This is a genomic window from Bradyrhizobium sp. 87 (assembly GCF_023073015.1).
GTDB classification, from domain to species: Bacteria; Pseudomonadota; Alphaproteobacteria; order Rhizobiales; family Xanthobacteraceae; genus Bradyrhizobium; species Bradyrhizobium canariense_D.
Window position 1 is genome coordinate 53,229 of sequence record NZ_JADPIQ010000048.1, and the last position, 16,709, is coordinate 69,937.

General features: G+C 64.0%; 14 protein-coding genes. 4 read left to right on the plus strand and 10 right to left on the minus strand.

The features are described from left to right. Positions 1-20: 20 nt before the first annotated feature. The 7 genes from sucD to IVB50_RS09850 all read right to left on the minus strand — a co-directional run bounded on the left by sucD (position 21) and on the right by IVB50_RS09850 (position 6,741). Positions 21-905 carry a succinate--CoA ligase subunit alpha gene (sucD, locus tag IVB50_RS09820; RefSeq protein WP_018459831.1) on the minus strand — a complete coding sequence of 295 codons (885 nt, stop codon included), beginning with the start codon at positions 903-905 and terminating at the stop codon, positions 21-23. A gap of 34 nt (positions 906-939) precedes the next feature. Further along, on the minus strand, positions 940-1,419 hold the full coding sequence (locus IVB50_RS09825) for a DUF1579 family protein (protein ID WP_007604324.1): 480 nt from the start codon (positions 1,417-1,419) through the stop codon (positions 940-942). A 4-nt stretch (positions 1,420-1,423) separates the two neighbouring features. Continuing rightward, a complete protein-coding gene (gene sucC, locus IVB50_RS09830) occupies positions 1,424-2,620 on the minus strand; it encodes an ADP-forming succinate--CoA ligase subunit beta (protein ID WP_018459829.1) in 1,197 nt (398 codons plus the stop codon). Positions 2,621-2,840: 220 nt separating this feature from the next. After that, positions 2,841-3,809: a malate dehydrogenase gene (mdh, locus tag IVB50_RS09835; protein ID WP_007598869.1), complete on the minus strand. Its 969-nt coding sequence runs from the start codon at positions 3,807-3,809 to the stop codon at positions 2,841-2,843. 183 nt (positions 3,810-3,992) lie between these two features. After that, on the minus strand, positions 3,993-5,177 hold the full coding sequence (gene zapE, locus IVB50_RS09840; RefSeq protein WP_085348694.1) for a cell division protein ZapE: 1,185 nt from the start codon (positions 5,175-5,177) through the stop codon (positions 3,993-3,995). A gap of 217 nt (positions 5,178-5,394) precedes the next feature. Further along, positions 5,395-5,931: an RNA 2',3'-cyclic phosphodiesterase gene (thpR, locus tag IVB50_RS09845; RefSeq protein ID WP_007598862.1), complete on the minus strand. Its 537-nt coding sequence runs from the start codon at positions 5,929-5,931 to the stop codon at positions 5,395-5,397. Positions 5,932-6,105: 174 nt separating this feature from the next. After that, the gene (locus IVB50_RS09850; RefSeq protein ID WP_026233885.1) at positions 6,106-6,741 is read right to left on the minus strand and encodes an arylesterase; all 636 of its coding nucleotides are present in this window, start codon (positions 6,739-6,741) and stop codon (positions 6,106-6,108) included. Positions 6,742-6,796: 55 nt separating this feature from the next. On the opposite strand from IVB50_RS09850, the gene IVB50_RS09855 reads away from it, so the two are divergent. From IVB50_RS09855 to IVB50_RS09870, 4 genes are all read left to right on the plus strand, one after another. Continuing rightward, on the plus strand, positions 6,797-7,519 hold the full coding sequence (locus IVB50_RS09855) for an ABC transporter ATP-binding protein (RefSeq protein WP_247295772.1): 723 nt from the start codon (positions 6,797-6,799) through the stop codon (positions 7,517-7,519). Next, positions 7,516-10,086, plus strand: a complete 2,571-nt coding sequence (locus tag IVB50_RS09860; RefSeq protein WP_018459824.1) for an FtsX-like permease family protein — start codon at positions 7,516-7,518, stop codon at positions 10,084-10,086. Before IVB50_RS09855 ends, IVB50_RS09860 begins: the two co-directional genes overlap by 4 nt. Before the next feature lie 270 nt (positions 10,087-10,356). Beyond that, positions 10,357-11,148 carry a Bax inhibitor-1/YccA family protein gene (locus IVB50_RS09865; protein ID WP_007598855.1) on the plus strand — a complete coding sequence of 264 codons (792 nt, stop codon included), beginning with the start codon at positions 10,357-10,359 and terminating at the stop codon, positions 11,146-11,148. Positions 11,149-11,376: 228 nt separating this feature from the next. Continuing rightward, on the plus strand, positions 11,377-11,907 hold the full coding sequence (locus IVB50_RS09870) for a GNAT family N-acetyltransferase (RefSeq protein WP_018459823.1): 531 nt from the start codon (positions 11,377-11,379) through the stop codon (positions 11,905-11,907). A 92-nt stretch (positions 11,908-11,999) separates the two neighbouring features. Here the strand turns inward: IVB50_RS09870 and IVB50_RS09875 are convergent, their stop codons facing one another. The 3 genes from IVB50_RS09875 to acnA all read right to left on the minus strand — a co-directional run bounded on the left by IVB50_RS09875 (position 12,000) and on the right by acnA (position 16,692). Continuing rightward, positions 12,000-12,368 carry a DUF2794 domain-containing protein gene (locus IVB50_RS09875; RefSeq protein WP_018459822.1) on the minus strand — a complete coding sequence of 123 codons (369 nt, stop codon included), beginning with the start codon at positions 12,366-12,368 and terminating at the stop codon, positions 12,000-12,002. 592 nt (positions 12,369-12,960) lie between these two features. Next, entirely contained in the window at positions 12,961-13,737 is a 777-nt protein-coding gene (locus IVB50_RS09880) for a DUF1223 domain-containing protein (protein ID WP_026233884.1), read from the minus strand. Positions 13,738-13,971: 234 nt separating this feature from the next. Continuing rightward, positions 13,972-16,692: an aconitate hydratase AcnA gene (acnA, locus tag IVB50_RS09885; RefSeq protein WP_018459820.1), complete on the minus strand. Its 2,721-nt coding sequence runs from the start codon at positions 16,690-16,692 to the stop codon at positions 13,972-13,974. Between the last annotated feature and the right edge of the window lie 17 nt (positions 16,693-16,709).

Genomic DNA, 16,709 nt, shown 5'->3' on the forward strand with positions numbered 1-16,709 from the left:
GAAAATTACGAAGGTGTGAATCAAGATTTCAATTTTTCGGCAAGCGTGTGGCCGAGGCGCGCGGGAGATGGCGACACTGTAATTCCAGCCGATTTCATCGCGTCGGTCTTGGAACCGGCGTCGCCCTTGCCGCCCGAAATGATCGCACCGGCGTGGCCCATGCGACGGCCGGGAGGGGCCGTGACACCGGCGATGAAACCGACCATCGGCTTCTTGCGGCCGCGCTTGGCCTCGTCCTTGAGGAACTGGGCGGCGTCCTCCTCGGCGGAACCGCCGATCTCGCCGATCATGATGATCGACTCGGTCTTGGGGTCGCCGAGCAGCATTTCCAGCACGTCGATAAACTCGGTTCCCTTGACCGGGTCGCCGCCGATGCCGACCGCGGTGGTCTGGCCGAGGCCTTCCTGGGTGGTCTGGAACACGGCTTCGTAGGTCAGCGTGCCGGAGCGGGAGACGATGCCGACGCTGCCGGTCTTGAAGATGTTGGCTGGCATGATGCCGATCTTGCACTCGCCGGCGGTCATGACGCCCGGGCAGTTCGGCCCGATCAGGCGCGACTTGGAGCCGGCCAGCGAACGCTTCACCCTGACCATGTCGATGACCGGGATACCTTCCGTGATGCAGACGATCAGCGGGATCTCGGCGTCGATGGCTTCGCAGATCGCATCGGCCGCGCCCGGCGGCGGCACATAGATCACCGATGCATCGGCACCGGTCTTCTCACGCGCCTCGCGCACGGTGTCGAACACCGGCAGCCCCAGATGCGTCGCGCCGCCTTTGCCGGGCGAGGTGCCGCCGACCATCTTGGTGCCATAGGCAATCGCGGCCTCCGAATGGAAGGTGCCGTTCTTGCCGGTAAAGCCCTGGCAGATGACCTTGGTGTTCTTGTCGATCAGGATGGACATGAGGTCTGCTTTCGCGAAACTAACGAGTGAGAGGTCAGTGGATGCGGCGGTAGACGCCGGTGAGCACGTCGGCCCAGCCTTCTGCGTCCGGCGAGAACTGGATCTTCAACGAATAGGAATCGTCGTCGATGATTTCATAGACGTGGCGCGCATTGCCGCGGAGCGAGCCGCGCACCAGCGTCAGGGTCTTGCCGACCCACCCGCCGGAGGCGGGCGAAGGCGGCGTGTAGCCGAGCGAGTCGTACCAGAACAATTTGTAGGTCCGGTCTTCGCGGTCGAAGGTGAAGATGCCGTGGGTGGCGAAGCTCTGCTTGCCGTCGCGGGTCTGGACCGAGTCCTGGATCAGATAGAAGCCATTGAGATCCATGTGGGCCACGACGCGAGAAGTCGCCGTTCCACCCTCCGTCCAGCGCGACGGAAAGACCACCTCTTCGCCATTCCATTCACCGGCGAACGCGGCAAGACGCGCGTGCTCCGGCAGCGGGGATGATGCAGCGAGATGGTCCTGAGTCATGGCCTCAGCCTCCCTTGACGGCCTTCACGATCTTCTGCGCGGCGTCGTCGAGATTGTCGGCCGGCACCACGTTCAGGCCGGATTCACGAATGATCTTTTTGCCCAGCTCGACATTGGTGCCTTCGAGGCGAACCACCAGCGGCACGCTGAGGCCGACTTCACGCACGGCGGCCGTGACGCCCTCGGCGATCACGTCGCACTTCATGATGCCACCGAAGATGTTGACCAGGATGCCCTTCACGTTGGGATCCGCGGTGATGATCTTGAAGGCGGCCGCGACCTTTTCCTTGCTGGCGCTGCCGCCGACGTCGAGGAAGTTCGCCGGCGCCATGCCGTAGAGCTTGATGATGTCCATCGTCGCCATCGCGAGACCGGCGCCGTTGACCATGCAGCCGATATTGCCGTCGAGGGTGACGTAGTTGAGGTCGTATTTGGACGCCTCGATTTCCTTGGCGTCTTCCTCGGTCTCGTCGCGCAGCGCGAGCACCTCGGGGTGACGAAACAGGGCGTTGTCGTCGAACGACACCTTGGCGTCGAGCACGCGGAGCTGGCCCTGCTTGGTCACGACGAGCGGGTTGATCTCCAGCATCGACATGTCCTTCGCGACGAAGGCCGCGTAGAGCTGCGCGGTGAGCTTCTCGGCCTGCTTGGCGAGATCGCCGGAGAGTTTCAGCGCGTTCGCGACGGTGCGGCCGTGATGGCCCATGATGCCGGTCGCGGGATCGATCGAGAAGGTCACGATCTTCTCAGGCGTGTTGTGCGCGACGTCCTCGATGTTGACGCCGCCCTCAGTCGACACCACGAAGGAGACGCGGGAGGTCTCGCGGTCGACCAGGATCGAGAGGTAGAATTCCTTGTCGATGTCTGAGCCGTCCTCGATGTAGAGGCGGTTGACCTGCTTGCCGGCGGGTCCGGTCTGGATGGTGACGAGCGTTGCGCCGAGCATCTGCTTGGCGAATTCGGAAACTTCCGCGGCCGACTTGGCGATGCGGACGCCGCCCTTGTCGCCGGCCGACGCTTCCTTGAACTTGCCCTTGCCGCGGCCGCCGGCGTGGATCTGGCTCTTCACGACCCAGACCGGGCCCGGGAGTGCCTTTGCCGCCGCGTCCGCATCGGTTGCCTTCAGGACCGGAACGCCCTTCGAGATCGCGACACCGAACTCGTTCAGCAGCGCTTTGGCCTGATATTCATGGATATTCATTTAGTCGCTCCCTGAACCCGCGGGCGGTGACCTCGTAGGCCCACCTCAGTCTTGTGGCTGGCATACCATATACCACAGGAACTGCAACCCGGATTCTCTGACATCGATCTCTGGACTGCCGATCCGGAGCCCGCCCCGTCCTCTACAAGAGTTGCAGCGGGGGCCCGGAAGTGAAACCGCCGAAGACCGGTTTTTCGATCTTCGGCGGGGAATGTTGGGTTTAGCGGCCCAGAAGATCGGGCGCGATCTTCTTGCAGGCGTCAACCAGACCCTGCACTGCGCCGACCGACTTGTCGAAGGCTTCGCGGTCCTTGCCGACGAGCTCGATCTCGACGACGCGCTCGACGCCCTTGGAGCCGATCACGACGGGCACGCCGACATACATGTCCTTCACGCCGTATTCGCCGTTCAGGTAGGCGGCCGAGGCCAGCACGCGCTTCTTGTCACGCAGATAGCTCTCGGCCATCGCGATCGCGGAAGCCGCCGGAGCATAGAAGGCCGAGCCGGTCTTGAGCAGATTGACGATCTCGGCGCCGCCGTTGCGGGTGCGGTCGACGATCTCGTCGAGGCGCGCCTGCGAGGTCCAGCCCATCTTGACGAGATCGGGCAACGGGATGCCGGCGACGGTGGAGTATTTTACCAGCGGCACCATGGTGTCGCCATGGCCGCCCAGCACGAAGGCGGTGACGTCTTCGACCGAAACGTTGAACTCGTCGGCCAGGAAGTAGCGGAAGCGCGACGAATCCAGCACGCCGGCCATGCCGACGACCTTCTTGTGCGGCAGGCCGCTGGCCTTCTGCAGGGCCCAGACCATCGCGTCGAGCGGGTTGGTGATGCAGATGACGAAGGCGTCGGGAGCGTACTTCTTGATGCCGGCGCCGACCTGTTCCATGACCTTGAGGTTGATGGAGAGGAGGTCGTCGCGGCTCATGCCGGGCTTGCGCGGCACGCCGGCGGTGACGATGCAGACCTTTGCGTTGTCGAGCGCCTCGTAGGAGTTCGCGCCGGTGTAGTGCGCGTCAAAGCCGTCGACCGGCGAGGACTGCGCGATGTCGAGCGCCTTGCCCTGCGGCACGCCCTCGGCGATGTCGAACATCACCACGTCGCCCAGCTCTTTCAGGCCGATGAGATGAGCCAGCGTTCCGCCGATCTGACCGGAGCCAATCAAAGCAATCTTGTCGCGCGCCATGTGAGCCTGTCCTTTAGACACGTAAGGAGGGGAAAACTGAGACGGGTGGTTATCCCTTTCGCCTCCCCCGTTCAAGTCACGGGTTGCCCAATTGTCGGGCTTGCCGCGTATTCAAGCGCAACCTTGTCATTCCGGGGCTTGGGGAAGCGCCGAGTCCGGAATGACAGCGCTGGCAAATAGGACTTAAGTCTCGACCAAGCCCTTGGTCGAGCCGCTGGCGGTGGAATCCTTGCGGCCGTGAGGCAGCGCCAGATAGGATTCCGAGCTCATTTCGATCAGGCGCGACGCGGTGCGCTTGAACTCGTTGGCCTCGTTGCCCTCATTGGCAAGATAGAGCGAGATCGGGTTGGCATCGGCGGAGGCCATCAGCTTCACGGCATTGTCATACAGCGTGTCGATCAACGTAATGAAACGCTTGGCGGCGTTGCGCTGGGAGAAATCCATCACTGGAATATGGTCGACCAGGATGGTGTGATAGTCGTGCGCCAGCCTGAGATAGTCGGATGCCCCGAGCGGCTTGTCGCAGAGATCGGCGAACGTGAAGCGCGCCACGCCGTGGGCCGAGCACGGCACGTGCAGGATGCGGCCCTTGATCGAAATATCGCGCGACTTGCATTTGGCGCCGCCTGACATCTTCGACCAGGCGCGGTCGAGCGCGGCGTCCGCCTCGGTGTCTGCCGGCGTCAGCCACATCGGTACGCCCTGAAGTTTTTCCAGCCGGAAGTCGGTGCGCGCGTCGAGCCGCAGCACGTCCATGTGGTCGGTGATCTGCCTGATGAAGGGCAGAAACAGCGAACGGTTCAGGCCGCCCTTGTAGAGGTCGTCAGGCGCGACGTTGGAGGTCGCGACCACCACGGTGCCGAGCTCCAGCAGCTTTGCGAACAGGCGGCCCAAGATCATCGCGTCCGCGATGTCGGTGACGTGGAATTCGTCGAAACAGAGCAGCCAGCTCTCCTCGAAAATCGCATGCGCGGTCAGCGCGATGACGTCGCCGTCGCCAATCTCGCCGCGCGCGATGCCCTGGCGATAATCGTAGATGCGCTCGTGCACCTCGGCCATGAATTCGTGGAAATGGGCGCGCCTCTTGTGCTCGACTGTCGAGTGCTGGAAGAACAGATCCATCAGCATGGTCTTGCCGCGGCCGACCTCGCCATGGACGTAGAGCCCGTGCGGCGCCTCGTCCTTGTCGCTGCTGAACAGGCGGCTGAGCAGGCCCTGCTTGCGCGGCGGCTTGTAATCGGCGAGCCGCTGGTCGAGCGCGGCATAGGCGTCGGCGATTTCAGCCTGCGCAGCGTCGGGCTCGATCGCGCCGGACGCGATCTGGGCCTGATAGGCCTCGCGGAATGAGGAACTGGGGGTCGAGAGCATGCTCTTTACCGCCAGAGATGAGCGGAAATTGCAAGCCGTGAATTGGGGCGGGGCGCCATGCATTCCGTGTCCCGGACGCGCTGCGGCACGCAGTGACGCTGCGCAGAGCCGGGACCGACTGTTTCGTACAGGACCGTTCGTCTATCGCCGCGTAATGGGCCCCGGCTCTGCAGCGCACCGCTTCGCGCTGCGCAGCGTCCGGGGCACGAGAGCTTCGCTACTCACACAGCTCGTAGGCGTCCTCGACCACATACGGGCCGCCGCCGGTTGAGGCGCGGGACGAGAACAAAACAAAACGTTCGGCCGTGAATGCCTTGCTGGGAAAATAGCCACGCAGCGAGAGATAATCGGCGACGTCACGGTCGGTGGCGTCGTGCAGCCGGGCCAGCGTGACATGCGGGATGAACTTGCGGCCTTCCGGGTCGAGGCCGATCCGCTGCATCAGGCGCTCGAGCTCGGCCTGCAATTCCATCAGCGGCTTGCTCGGCACGATGGTGGCGACCACCGCGCGCGGCTTGCGTCCGCCGAAACTCTGCAAACCCTGCACCTTCACCTCGAACGGCTTACGGTCGACGCGAAACAGCATCGAGGCGATTTCGTTGGCGGACATGCCATCGATATTGCCGATGAAGCGCAGGGTGACATGGTAATTTTCGGGATCGATCCAGCGGGCGCCGGGAAGGCCGCCCCGCAAATTGGAAAGCGACTGGCCAATCTCGGCCGGAATTTCCAGACCAGTGAACAAACGCGGCATCGTTTCGCACTCCCGATGCTTGGGCATGATCCCAGGGCAAGATCATATCCAAATTTTAGAGCCGGCGACGAATCACCGGTACCCTAATTCCTATCGCAGTTGTGTGACCCTGCGAAGCATCGCGCGCCTTACTCCGGTAAAACCCTGGGAATTACGGTTAGCGCTGCCTGGTTTTCAACGCCGTTGCTCAGCGATGGTGCCAAGGAATGCCTCAACCGTAGGCAAGATATTCTTGACGATGATATCGACGCCGGCCGCGGTCGGATGAATGCCGTCGGCCTGGTTGAGCTTGGCATCGGCCGCGACACCATCGAGAAAAAACGGATAGAGCGGCACGCCGAATTTTTTCGCCAGATCCGGATAAATCGAATTGAAGCGCGCAGCATAATCCGCGCCGTAATTCGGCGGCGCCAGCATGCCGCACAGCATCACCGCGATCTTGCGCGCCTTGAGGCGCTGGACGATCTCGGTCAGCGCGGTGCGGGTCAAATCGGGATCGATGCCGCGCAACGCATCATTGGCGCCGAGCTCGATGATCACACCGTCGGTTCCGTCAGGGACCGACCAGTCGAGCCGGTCACGGCCCCCCGAGGAGGTGTCGCCGGATACCCCGGCATTGGTCATGCCGACCTCTATGCCTTTGTCTTGTAAAGCTTTTTGAAGCTTTGTGGGGAACGCTTCCTGGGCCGGGAGGCCAAGACCCGCGCTCAGGGAATCGCCGAGAACCACCAGCTTGATCGGTTTCGCCGCCTCAGCCCATGCCGGATTTGCGACGGTCATCAAAGCGAACATCAACACGGCTATGTGCATGAACAATCCGTAACGCCTCTCGACCGCGCGGGCGGAGTTGCCATATGACCGGACCATGGACACTCGCATCTCTTCCTCTTCGCTCGCCGACAGTTCGGCCGACACCATCGCCATCTCCAACGTCAATCTGTCATTGGGTACGGGCGCGGCACGCGTTCACATCCTCAAGGATATCAGCTTGCGCGTGGGCCGGAGCGAGACGATCGGCCTGATCGGCCCGTCAGGTTCGGGCAAATCCACGCTGCTGATGGTGATGGCGGGGCTGGAGCGTCCTGATAACGGAGAGGTGGTGGTCAACGGCACGCCTTTCAATGCCCTCGACGAGGACGCACTGGCCCGCTTCCGCGGCCGCCAGGTCGGCATCGTCTTCCAGTCCTTCCATTTGATCCCGACCATGACCGCGCTGGAGAATGTCGCGGTGCCGCTCGAGCTTGCGGGCAATCCCGACGCCGCAAAGCGCGCGGCGCAGGAGCTGCAATCGGTCGGGCTCGGCGACCGTCTGCATCATTATCCGACCCAACTCTCCGGCGGCGAGCAGCAGCGCGTGGCGCTGGCCCGCGCACTGGCACCCGATCCAGCGATCCTCGTCGCCGACGAGCCGACCGGCAATCTCGACGAAGCCACGGGACAACAGATCGTCGACCTCCTGTTCAGCAAGCATGCCGAGCGCGGCATGACGCTGGTGCTGGTCACGCACGATTCTTCGCTCGCGCAGCGCTGCGATCGCGTGATCCGCCTCCGTTCGGGGCGCATCGACACGCAGTCGGCGCCGGCATGAGTGCTGCTGCCGCACCGTTTGCGAAGCCCAACGGCGTCGCGCTGTCGCTGCGTTACGCGCTGCGCGAATTGCGCGGCGGCCTGCGCGGCTTCTACGTCTTCATTGCCTGCATCGCGCTCGGCGTGATGGCCATCGCTGGCGTCGGCTCGGTCTCGGCGAGCCTGAGCGACGGCCTCGCCCGCGAAGGCCGTACGCTGCTCGGCGGCGACGTGTCGTTCGTCCTGTTTCAGCGCGAGGCGAAGCCGGAGGAAGTCGCCTTCCTGCGTTCGCGCGGCACCGTCTCGAGCGCCGCCACACTGCGCGGCATGGCGCGCTCGGCCGAGGGCAAGCTGGCCCTGGTCGAGATGAAGGCGGTCGACGACACCTATCCGATGCTGGGCCAGCTGACGCTGGCGCCGCCGCTGCCGATGTCCGAGTTGCTCGCGGAGCGCGACGGCGCGTTCGGCGCGGCCGCCGATCCGACACTGCTGGCGCGGCTGTCGCTCAAGACCGGCGATCGCGTCACCGTCGGGGCTGCGACGTTCCAGATCCGCAGCGCCGTCGAAGCCGAGCCCGACAAGCTCGCAGGCGGCATCGGCTTCGGCCCGCGCTTCCTGATCAGCGAAGCGGGCCTGCGCGCGACAGGGCTCGTCCAACCCGGCAGCCTGGTGCGCTGGGTCTATCGTGTGAAGCTGCCGGAGATCGCCAACAACGAGCGCGCCACCGACGCCTTCATCGCGGACGCCCGCAACGCCGCGCCGCAGGCCGGCTGGGAGGTCCGCAGCCGCTCCAATGCCTCGCCGCAGCTCGAGCGCAACATCAACCGCTTCACGCAGTTCCTGACGCTGGTCGGCCTCGCCGCGCTGCTGGTCGGCGGCGTCGGCGTTGCCAATGCCGTCAAGGCCCATATCGACCACAAGCTCGAGGTGATCGCGGCCTTCAAGGCCGTCGGCGCCACCGGGCGCGACGTGTTCGGCATCTATCTCGCCCAGGTTCTCCTGCTCGCCGCGATCGGCTCAGTGATCGGCCTCGCACTAGGCGCCGCCATGCCGTTCGCGATCGTCGGCCTATTCGGCAAGCTGCTGCCCCTGCCGGTGGTGCCGGCGGTGCATGCCGACGAGCTCGCGCTGTCGTTCGTCTACGGGCTGCTCACGGCGCTTGCCTTCGGCCTGTGGCCGCTCGGGCGAGTGCACGACGTGCCGGTGGCGGCGCTGTTCCGCGACACCATCAGCTCCGAATGGCATCGGCCACGCTGGAGCTATCTCGTCTTCATGGCCGTCGTGATCGCGCTGCTCATCGCGGTCGTGATCGGGCTGTCCTTCGACAAGCGCATCGCCGCGGTGTTCGTGGCCTCCTCCGTGGTCGTGTTCGCGCTGCTCCGCGGCATTGCCGCCCTGCTGATGACGATCGCACGGCGGCTGCCGCGCACGCGATGGCCGATGCTGCGACTTGCGATTGCCAACATCCACCGGCCGGGCGCGCTAACGCCCTCGGTCGTGCTGTCGCTCGGGCTCGGGCTCGCCGTGCTCGTCACCATCACCCAGATCGACGGCAATCTGCGCCGGCAGTTCCTGGCGGCGCTGCCCGAGCACGCGCCATCGTTCTTCTTCATCGACATTCCGAGCACGCAGGCCGAGCAGTTCGACACATACCTGCGCCAGATCGCCCCTGGCGCGAAAGTCGACGACGTGCCGATGCTGCGCGGACGGATCGTCGGAGCCCGTGGTGTCCGCGCCGAGGAGCTCAAGCCCAGCACCGATTCCGAGTGGGTGCTGCAGAGCGACCGCGGCCTGACCTATACCGCCGAGCTGCCGAAGGGCTCCAAGGTGGTCGAGGGCGAGTGGTGGAGCGCCGATTATTCCGGCCCGCCGCTGGTTTCGATGGAGAAGAAGATCGCGGACGGACTCGGCCTCAAGGTCGGCGACGAGGTCGTGGTCAATATCCTCGGCCGCGACATCCCCGCGAAGATCAGCAATCTGCGCAGCATCGACTGGCAGGGCCTCGGCATCAATTTCGTCCTCGTGTTCTCGCCGAACGCATTCAAGGGCGCGCCGCACACCCACATCGCGACGCTGACGGAAGCCGGCGGCGATGCGGCCGGCGACGGCAAGATCATCAAGGAGGTCGCTGACGCCTATCCGATGGTGACGAGCGTGCGCGTGCGCGAGGTGATGGAGACGGTCGGCTCGGTCGTGACCAACCTGGCGCTGGCGATCCGCGGCGCCAGCGCGGTGACCCTGATCTCGGCGATCCTGGTGCTCGGCGGCGCGCTCGCCGCCGGCCATCGCCACCGGGTCTACGATGCGGTGATCCTCAAGACCCTGGGCGCGACCCGGCTGCGGCTGCTCGGCGCCTATGCGCTCGAATACCTCCTGATCGGGCTTGCCACCGCGGTCTTCGGCGTTTTCGCCGGCAGCGTCGCGGCCTGGATGATCGTGACCCGGCTGATGACCCTCACTTTCGTCTGGCAGGGCGGCAGCGCAGCCGGCGTGGTCGCGGCTGCCTTGGTCGTCACGGTCGGCCTCGGGCTCGCCGGCACCCTGCTGGCGTTGAACAAAAAGCCCGCCACGGTGTTGCGGAATTTGTGACAAATGGTAGCGGGCGGCGGCACGGGAGCGAAATCGCACGATTCCAGCGATTAACCACGTCCGCTCGTCTGGATTGCAGGTAAGGGCGACATTCAGCCGCGCGTGGACGGTTGCAGCGAATGTGTTAGTTTCCCACATATCGAATGGGTTCGGAGCCCCGATTGTTAGCCAAAATTTAGTCGGCAGACATCGGTATCCGAGATAGAATTTGACGAACCGGCGGCATGGCGACCCTCATGCCGGACCGGACCAACCAACGGGAATTCGACCATGTCGGACCTAGACCGCAATTACGCTTCTCCTTTCGGCAGGGCCGCCGGGCGTGTTGACGCCGCGACGGTCGATGCCGGCCTGCGCGCCTACATGCTGCGCATCTACAACTACATGAGCATCGGCCTGGCCATCACCGGCCTTGCCGCCCTCGGCGTCTACATGGCCGCCGTGACGGACGTTCCGACCCCGGAAGCCGTGCGGGTCGGCAAGCTGTTCCTGACGCCGTTCGGCTACGCGATGTTCGTCAGCCCCCTGAAGTGGCTGTTCATGCTCGCGCCGCTCGCCATGGTGTTCGTGATCTCGGCAGGCATCAACCGGCTCGCTCCTTCGACCGCCCAGATCCTGTTCTGGGTGTTCGCGGCACTGATGGGCGTCTCGCTGTCCTCGATCTTCCTGGTGTTCACGCACACCTCGATCGTCCGGGTGTTCTTCATCACCGCGGCGACTTTCGGCGCGCTCAGCCTCTACGGTTACACCACCAAGCGTGACATGAGCGGAATGGGTTCGTTCCTGTTCATGGGCCTGATCGGCATCGTCATCGCGAGCCTGGTGAACCTGTTCCTGGCGAGCTCGGTGCTGCAGTTCGTCGTGTCGGTGGTCGGCGTGCTGGTGTTCGCGGGCCTCACCGCCTGGGATACCCAGCGGCTGAAGAACGACTACATCTACGGTTACGCTTCGGCCGGCGGTGACATCGCAGAGCGTGCGGCCATCACCGGCGCGCTGTCGCTGTACCTGAACTTCATCAACTTGTTCACGCTGCTCCTGCAGCTCCTCGGCCAGCGCGACTAAGCGCCAGCCCAGAGTGGACGACAGCAACCCCCGGCCGAGAGGCCGGGGTTTTTGTTTGGGGCGAGCCTCTCAACACCCACCGTCATTGCGAGCGCAGCGAAGCAATCCAGAGTCCCTCCGCTGGTGCATTTCTGGATTGCTTCGTCGCAAGGGCTCCTCGCAAGGACGGAGTATGAGGAAGCACGGTTGCCTCTTCCAGCCGCCCCGGGAAGGCTCTAATCTTGCGGCATGTCCGCACCCGATATCAGGCCCACCACCGAGGCCGACCTCCCCGCCATCACGGCTATCTATCGGCAGGCTGTCCGCGAGGGCACCGCGACGTTCGAGCTGGAGCCGCCCGACCTTGCCGAGATGACGCGCCGCTACCGCACGCTGATCGACGGCGGCTACCCCTATTTCGTCGCCATCCTCGACGGGCGCGTCGCCGGCTACGCCTATGCCGGTGCCTACCGGCCCCGCCCGGCCTACCGCTTCACGGTCGAGAACTCGATCTATCTCGATCCATCCTTCCACCGCCGCGGCATCGGGGCGCTCCTGCTGGAGCGGCTGATCGTCGAATGCGAGGCACGCGGCTTCCGTCAGATGATCGCGGTAATTGGGGATTCCACCAATGCCGGCTCGATCGGCGTGCACACCAGGGCCGGCTTCAAAATGATCGGCACGCATCCCAGCGTCGGGCTGAAATTCGGCCGCTGGCTGGACACGGTAATGATGCAGCGGAGCCTCGGCGAGGGCGCCAAGAGCGTGCCGGGGAAGTAAGGCCCGTAGCCCGGGTGAGCGAAGCGATACCCGGGAACGCTGCAAGCAAAGACCCGGATGTCGCTACGCTCATCCGGGCTACTGGATCCCTGCTACACCACCGCCAATTTGCGATCGATCACCAGGAGCACGCGCTCCAGTTCGTGGCCGCGGCGCAGGATCAAGCCCGTCGCCGAGATCACGCTGTACATGCCCTGCTTGCGCGCGAGGCGCGGATCCTTCTCGATACGATAGATCGGCACTTCCGAGGCGCGGCGAAAGACCGAGAACACAGCGCGATCCCTGAGGAAGTCGATGGCATAGTCGCGCCACTCGCCTTCGGCAACCATCCGGCCGTAGAGATTGAGAATACGGTGCAGCTCGAGCCGGTTGAACGTCACGCGGCTCAGTTGCGCATTCGAAGCGGCGGGGCGCGCCGCCGCACGCTGTTCGCTCGGATCGGTATCCTCCGACAGACTCATAGGCCGCCTCCTGTCGCATCAGCATGACCGCGTCCGCGAAGACCGTCCCTCGACCGCGGATCATGACGGTTGCATGATTGCGCCAACTGTTCCCCACCGCAAGGGCCCTTGGAAGGACCTTGGAATCGGAGCCAATCCGCCCACACGCAGCGGTGGAACTCTGTCGCGGCAAACCGTCACGGGATCGTTAGCAGGAATCATAGTGTCGCCGCTTTTCCGCCAAGCGACTGCCGCCCTGCGTTGCGAAAAGACCTATGTGCGTTGACCCGGTCCTTTCGGTTCCGGATTCCTCAGCCCCCAGCCCCCCGGGGCCGTCAGGATCGGGTCTGTTCGCACGACAAGGAGGGCCAACGCGAGTTGGTCCTTTTTTGTTTGAGTCGAATTGTTTGGGTCGGGATGTTTCTGCCTCGACGGATATCTCAGCATCTCAGCAAAAACCCTTTCCCCTCATCCTGAGGAGCCGCGAAGCGGCGTCTCGAAGGATCGAGGCCGAGCTGCCTCAGCAGGGCCTGCATGGTTCGAGACGGCGCTGACGCGCCTCCTCACCATGAGGATTGAGAGTGTGCTTGAGTCGGACGATTCGAAGTGCGCGTCAGTGCAGCGACGTGTACGCCGCGCCCAGCATCGGGCCCGGTCTCTCCCGGCTGCCGTCCTGGACATAGACCACGGCACCGTCGACGCCGTCACGCGTGAGGTTCTCGATCGGCACCGTCCAGCTTTCCGGGCGGCCGGTCCAGTCGCCGACCTTCAGCAGGTTGCGCACCACGTTGTGATAGATCACTTGCTGTCCGCGATTTTCGCCGCGACTGATCGCGATCGGCACCGACCTCGCAATCGAGCAGATCCAGACCTCGCCGTGGGACGCCGTCGGCTCCTTGCTCGCGGCCACCGAGACGTTGATCTGCTTGCCCGCGAGCGACATCGTCACCGGCACGCTCATCACACCAGTGCCCGTCTCGGTTTTGCCGATGGCGCTTTCGATGCCGGTGCGGTCGCTGCCGACGACATGCGTGGAGCCGTTGACCACGACCTGCGGCGTGTAGACTTCGCGGTCGCCGCGCATGCGCGAATACGCACGCTGCCGTGCAGAGAAGCGCGAATCGGCCAATGTGTCCTTCCAGCCGAGATAGTCCCAATAGTCGATCGGCATGCTCAGCGCGATGATCGAGGGATCGCGGGCGAGGTCGCCGATGATCTTGTCGGCCGGCGGGCAGGAGGAGCAGCCCTGCGAGGTAAACAACTCGACAACGGCGCGGGGATCAGCCTCGGCAGGGCGGATGACGGCGACGATTGCACAGAGACCAAGAGCTCCCGACCAGAGGGCACCGGACCAGCGTGAAACCAGATGAGAAGCCGTCATTGTTGTCATGTCGAACGCCGCACACCATTGCTCGTGAGAGGGAAATCTTACCGCCGGATGGTCACCGTAATCTTACGGGCCTCACACATTTGTTGTCCGTCCAAGAACCGTACAAGGGGAGGTTCTGTGCCGGGCGGGCCCATCTGAAGCCTGCCGCAAACGCGTGAAGGCGGCCTTGTGATAGGCCGCCTTCGTGTAACCTACTACTCACTTCGCAGTGAGCCACCGTTCACAAATCCGCGCTTACGCCGCGAGCTTGCGTAGCACGTAGTGCAGGATGCCGCCGTTGCGGTAGTATTCGAGTTCGTCCAGCGTATCGATGCGGCAGAGCAGCGAAACGCGCTGCAGCGAACCGTCGCCGGAGACGATCTCCGCGGTCAGCTTCTGGCGCGGCTTGAGGTCGCCAACGAGGCCGCGCAGCGTGACCTTCTCGTCGCCCTTCAGACCGAGCGACGACCAGGAGGTGCCGTCCTCGAAGGTCAGCGGCAGCACGCCCATACCGACCAAATTGGAGCGGTGGATGCGCTCGAAGCTCTGGCAGATCACGGCGCGCACGCCGAGCAGACGGGTGCCCTTCGCGGCCCAGTCGCGCGAGGAGCCGTTGCCGTATTCGGCGCCGGCGAACACCACCAGCGGCACCTGCTCCTGCTGGTACTTCATCGCGGCGTCGTAGATCGACATCTGCTCGCCGTCGGGCCAGTGCTTGGTGAGACCGCCTTCCGGAATATTGCCGTCGGCGCCCTTCAGCATGAAGTTCTTGATGCGGATATTGGCGAAGGTGCCGCGCATCATGACTTCGTGGTTGCCGCGCCGCGTGCCGTACTGGTTGAAGTCGGCCGGACGCACCTGGTGCTCGCTGAGATATTTGCCGGCGGGCGAGGTGAGCTTGATCGAACCGGCCGGCGAGATGTGGTCGGTGGTGATCTTGTCGCCGAACATGGCGAGGATGCGGGCCTCGACGATGTCGGTGACCGGCTCCGGCTCCTTCTTCATGCCTTCGAAATAGGGCGGGTTCTGCACATAGGTCGAACTCATGTTCCAGCGATAGGTTTCGCTCTCGACCGTCTTGATCTTGCGCCAGTTGGTGTCGCCCTTGAACACGTCGGCATACTTCTTCTTGAAGATCGACGCGGTCACGAACTTCTTCATGAAGGCGTTGATCTCCTTGGTCGTCGGCCAGATGTCCTTGAGGTAGACCGGCTTGCCGTCCTTGCCTTCACCGAGCGGCTCGACGGCGAGGTTCTTGGTGACGGTGCCCGCGAGCGCGTGGGCGACCACGAGCGGCGGCGAAGCCAGATAGTTCGCCTGCACGTCCGGTGAGACGCGGCCTTCGAAGTTGCGATTGCCGGAGAGCACCGCAGCCGCGACGATGCCGTTGTCGTTGATCGACTTCGAGATCTCCTCGGGCAGCGGACCTGAATTACCGATGCAGGTGGTGCAGCCGAAACCGACCAGGTTGAAGCCGACCTTGTCGAGATCGGCCTGGAGACCGGAATCGGCAAGATAGGCCGCCACCACCTGGCTGCCCGGGGCGAGCGAGGTCTTCACCCACGGCTTTGCCTTGAGGCCCTTCGCGGCGGCGTTGCGCGCCAGAAGACCGGCGCCGATCAGCACGCTCGGGTTCGAGGTGTTGGTGCAGGAGGTGATCGCGGCGATCACGACGTCGCCATGGCCGATGTCGAAGTTCTTGCCGTCGACGGCGAAGCGCTTCCCCGGCTCCTCGGCCTTCTTGTATTCGCTGGCGAGCGCGAGCGAAAAGCCCTCGGCCACGGACGGCAGCGCAATGCGGCCTTCGGGGCGCTTCGGGCCGGCCATCGAGGGCACGACATCACCGAGGTCGAGCGTCAGCGTTTCCGTGAACACCGGATCGGGCGACTTGGCGGTACGGAACAGCCCTTGCGCCTTCGCATAGGCCTGCACCAGCGCGACGCGCGCCGAGGCGCGGCCGGAGGTCTTGAGATAATCCAGTGCGGCGGCATCGACCGGGAAGAAGCCGCAGGTCGCGCCATATTCGGGCGCCATGTTGGCGATGGTTGCCTTGTCTGCGACCGAGAGATGGTCGAGGCCGGGGCCGAAGAACTCCACGAACTTGCCGACGACGCCGAGCTTGCGCAGCATCTGCGTCACCGTCAGCACCAGGTCGGTCGCGGTGACGCCTTCCTTCATCGCGCCCTTCAGCTTGAAGCCGACGACGTTGGGCAGCAGCATCGACAGCGGCTGGCCGAGCATGCAGGCTTCCGCCTCGATGCCGCCGACACCCCAGCCGAGCACGGCAAGGCCGTTGACCATGGTGGTGTGGGAATCGGTGCCAACCAGCGAGTCGGGATACGCGACCTCGAAGGTGCCGGTCTTCTTGCCGACCGTCATCTTCTCCTTCTTGGTCCACACCGTCTGGGAGAGATATTCGAGATTGACCTGGTGGCAGATGCCGGTGCCGGGCGGCACGACGGAGAAGTTCGAGAACGCCTTCTGGCCCCATTTCAGGAACTCGTAGCGCTCCTGGTTCTGCTTGTATTCCTCGGTGACGTTCTTGCCGAAGGCCTTGTTGTCCCCGAAGAAGTTCACGATCACGGAGTGGTCGATGACGAGATCGACCGGCACCAGCGGATTGATCTTCTCGGCGTCGCCCCCGAGCTTCTGCATCGCGTTGCGCATCGCGGCGAGATCGACCACGGCGGGCACGCCGGTGAAGTCCTGCATCAGCACGCGCGCCGGGCGGAAGGCGATCTCATGCTCCAGCGACTTCTTGCGCAGCCACTTCGACACCGCGACGATGTCTTCCTTCTTGACCGAGCGGCCGTCCTCGTTGCGGAGCAGGTTCTCGAGCAAAACCTTCATCGAGTAGGGGAGTTTCGAAATTCCCTTCAGACCATTCTTCTCGGCCGTGGGCAGGCTGTAATAGACATAGGTCTTGGCGCCGACCTTGAGGGTCTTTTTGCATTTGAAGCTGTCGAGCGAGGTCATGTAGGAAATCCCAATTG

Coding starts and splice junctions, on each gene's coding strand:
- IVB50_RS09855 (WP_247295772.1), top strand. CDS start 6,797: ATGGACACTCGCATCTCTTCCTCTTCGCTCGCCGACAGTTCGGCCGAC.
- sucD (WP_018459831.1), bottom strand. CDS start 905: ATGTCCATCCTGATCGACAAGAACACCAAGGTCATCTGCCAGGGCTTT.
- sucC (WP_018459829.1), bottom strand. CDS start 2,620: ATGAATATCCATGAATATCAGGCCAAAGCGCTGCTGAACGAGTTCGGT.
- IVB50_RS09825 (WP_007604324.1), bottom strand. CDS start 1,419: ATGACTCAGGACCATCTCGCTGCATCATCCCCGCTGCCGGAGCACGCG.
- IVB50_RS09865 (WP_007598855.1), top strand. CDS start 10,357: ATGTCGGACCTAGACCGCAATTACGCTTCTCCTTTCGGCAGGGCCGCC.
- acnA (WP_018459820.1), bottom strand. CDS start 16,692: ATGACCTCGCTCGACAGCTTCAAATGCAAAAAGACCCTCAAGGTCGGC.
- IVB50_RS09850 (WP_026233885.1), bottom strand. CDS start 6,741: ATGCACATAGCCGTGTTGATGTTCGCTTTGATGACCGTCGCAAATCCG.
- mdh (WP_007598869.1), bottom strand. CDS start 3,809: ATGGCGCGCGACAAGATTGCTTTGATTGGCTCCGGTCAGATCGGCGGA.
- IVB50_RS09875 (WP_018459822.1), bottom strand. CDS start 12,368: ATGAGTCTGTCGGAGGATACCGATCCGAGCGAACAGCGTGCGGCGGCG.
- IVB50_RS09880 (WP_026233884.1), bottom strand. CDS start 13,737: ATGACAACAATGACGGCTTCTCATCTGGTTTCACGCTGGTCCGGTGCC.
- zapE (WP_085348694.1), bottom strand. CDS start 5,177: ATGCTCTCGACCCCCAGTTCCTCATTCCGCGAGGCCTATCAGGCCCAG.
- thpR (WP_007598862.1), bottom strand. CDS start 5,931: ATGCCGCGTTTGTTCACTGGTCTGGAAATTCCGGCCGAGATTGGCCAG.
- IVB50_RS09860 (WP_018459824.1), top strand. CDS start 7,516: ATGAGTGCTGCTGCCGCACCGTTTGCGAAGCCCAACGGCGTCGCGCTG.
- IVB50_RS09870 (WP_018459823.1), top strand. CDS start 11,377: ATGTCCGCACCCGATATCAGGCCCACCACCGAGGCCGACCTCCCCGCC.